The following is a 639-nucleotide window of genomic DNA, read 5'->3' as shown; positions in this document are numbered from 1 at the left end:
GCAAGAAGGCACGCCGCGTAAAGAGGCATACCGAGACGCAGCCAAACGCATGGCATGGCCGATCACCGCCTCTACCGCGACTACGTTGGCGGCATTTGCTCCGCTTCTTTTTTGGCCGGATATTACCGGTGAGTTTATGAAGTACTTACCGTTAACGCTAATCGCGACGTTAGCGGCGTCATTGGTGATGGCTTTGCTATTTGTGCCTGTTATTGGCGGCATTATTGGTAAACCTCAGGTTATCAATCCTAAAGCCCAACAAGAAATGGTGGAGCTACACAACGGAAACTTTGAGAAAGCGACAGGAATTACCAAGCTTTATTACAAAACCTTGTTTGTGGCGATTCAACATCCTTGGAAAGTGCTGCTGAGCGCGGTATTGCTGGCGGGTGGTGTTGGATTTACTTACAGTAAAGCGGGGTTAGGAGCTGAGTTTTTCCCTGAAGTCGACCCGCCATTTTTCACCGTAAAAGTACGCTCTTACGGGGATCTTTCCATTAATGAGAAAGATATCGTAATGCGAGAAATTGAAAAGGTCATGCTGGGTCATGATGAGTTTGAAAGTGTCTACACTCGCACTGGATCGAGCGATAATGGTGACGAAATCGGTCAGATTCAAATAACTCCTGTGGATTGGCA

1 protein-coding gene is annotated in these 639 nt (G+C 47.4%); it reads left to right on the top strand.

The genetic code is table 11. The features are described 5' to 3' along the window. The coding region (locus tag R7R24_RS27815; protein WP_318120302.1) for an efflux RND transporter permease subunit at positions 1-639 on the top strand (639 nt) is incomplete at both ends.

It is taken from the genome of Vibrio sp. 704 (assembly GCF_033339295.1).
The sequence above is the reverse complement of the archived record's forward strand: the minus strand, read 5'-3'. Positions and strand labels throughout refer to the sequence as shown.